2 protein-coding genes and 1 pseudogene are annotated in these 1,841 nt (G+C 45.7%); all 3 read left to right on the top strand.

The features are described from left to right. The first annotated feature begins 313 nt into the window (after positions 1 to 313). Complete coding sequence (locus AC2VLY_RS15835) at positions 314 to 862, top strand: acetate uptake transporter (RefSeq protein WP_193651603.1); 549 nt, start codon at positions 314 to 316, stop codon at positions 860 to 862. Between the two features lie 100 nt (positions 863 to 962). Then, positions 963 to 1,277, top strand: coding sequence for an integration host factor subunit alpha (locus AC2VLY_RS15830; RefSeq protein ID WP_486922614.1), 315 nt, complete (start codon positions 963 to 965; stop codon positions 1,275 to 1,277). Between the two features lie 205 nt (positions 1,278 to 1,482). Beyond that, positions 1,483 to 1,841, top strand: a pseudogene (locus AC2VLY_RS15825) (LysM peptidoglycan-binding domain-containing protein); the annotation flags it as partial.

The following is a 1,841-nucleotide window of genomic DNA, read 5'->3' as shown; positions in this document are numbered from 1 at the left end:
GGCAGCCTTCAATTATCTGGCTCAGGATATGATGGATGCGATGCAAACCCGAAAGATTCCCATGGCGGCACAGAATTACCTGATTGCCATTCTGGCTGCCATGGAACCGCAAATCGTTACCGCTAACGGCCCATTGGGCTGAACAGAATTAACCGCAATCTGATTAACAGATGAACGGTGAAACGACTCCTCCTCCCTAAGCCTTTCGGGAGTTTCAGGCTCCACAATAGTGGGGCCTTTTTTGGATGATCGGTAGTGAGTAATATAGTAATAATGGTCGTTTTGACCGCTAAACCACTTAGGAGAGTATAAAATGAAAGATCCAATTGCTATTGGTTTGTTTGGATTTGCCGTTCCGTTGTTTATTATTGGTGCTGTATTTTATGGCATCGTGCCGCTTGCAGGATTAGGTACTTTGCTGGCCCTCTGTTTCGGGTTTGGTGCGGCCGCCATGTATGTAGCGGGTGGTTTCACCTATCAGATGCCCAATTCATATATTGCCACCGTGTTTATTACCTACGGATCATTTTTCCTGAGCTTTGCCATTGCGGCTATCAGCGGCGGTTTGGCGGTGACAATGAAGAGCGCGCCCCAATTATTGATGGTGTGGTTTTGGTTGATGGCCTTGATTACCTTTATTTTCTTTATTGCATCCCTGCGCGCTAACATTGGTCTGGTGTTACTGTTCGGGCTTCTCTGCGCGGCCTTCGTCCTGATGGCTATTTCCGTATCGAACATCGCGGGCTTGCTGTTCATGATCGTTGCGCTGATTGGCTTCTATCTGGCCGCAGTGCATGTCATTAATCCCGTGATGGGCAAAGCGGTATTGCCTGTGGGTAGTCTGGCTCCGAAAAAGGCCTGATGATCTGTTTTGAAGCCGCCGGTGTGAAATCGGTGGCTTCAGGCTGTGAATACGGTAAAAATAAGGTAATATAATTTTGAAATAAAATCACACTTATTTTATTCCTTCCCGGAAAAAGTCAGGCTGTACTGTTACCAAAGATATAATTGGTCATGATCTTGCTGGCAGAATGGGATTTTCTATTGCTGAGAGCAGATTGGTTGTTTCGTGTTTTTTTAAATTAATAATTCAAACCTTGGCATCTGGAGAAGATGTCAGCTTGTCTGGTTTTGGTAAATTTATTCTTCGTGAAAAGTCTGAGCGTGTTGGGCGTAACCCGAAATCCGGGCTGCCAGCACTGATTTCCGCCAGGCGTGTTGTTGTATTTAAAGCAAGTCAGAAAATTAAAAAACGCTGTTCCTCACATTGTGGATAAAATTCAGTTTGACGATGAGTGCCATGAAATATCCAGCATGATCTTATACCATGCTGATAAAAAATCACTTGCTGATTGGCTGCTGAGGCGTTTGACCAAGACGTTTTAATTTGTTTATTATCCTTTAATTTAATCCAGAATGATGTGCAGGATGGTGTATGCGGGACAATCCATTATGGTTTGAACCCGCCAAGGGAGAAACAGGATGATCAGGCAAATTACCGTCATCGCTACGGTGATGGCGCTGGGAAGTGTACCTATGGCTTGGGCGCAAAGCCAAACCATGGAAACCCCACAGTTGCAGGAATCCTCGGGCACAGATCTTGCGGCAAGCCTTGAGGAAATCAAAACATCCGGTTTGACAAATCCTGAAACCTTGTCCCATGACATGTCGTCTAAAATCAAGCCGTCTGGAACCTACGGCAGTCTTGGTCTGACTCTACAACATTTTGAGGCTGCAGGGGCATTCGGTAGTCAGGATCAATCTGGTAACATCTGGACACACATAAATGAAGGGCTCGACCTCAGCAGTGATGTTTCTCAAGTGGCAGTCAAACAGTGGCG

The sequence above is a fragment of the Acidithiobacillus sp. TH-A36 genome (assembly GCF_057473445.1).
Note: the sequence above shows the minus strand (reverse complement) of the source record. Positions and strands in the feature narration are given on the sequence as shown.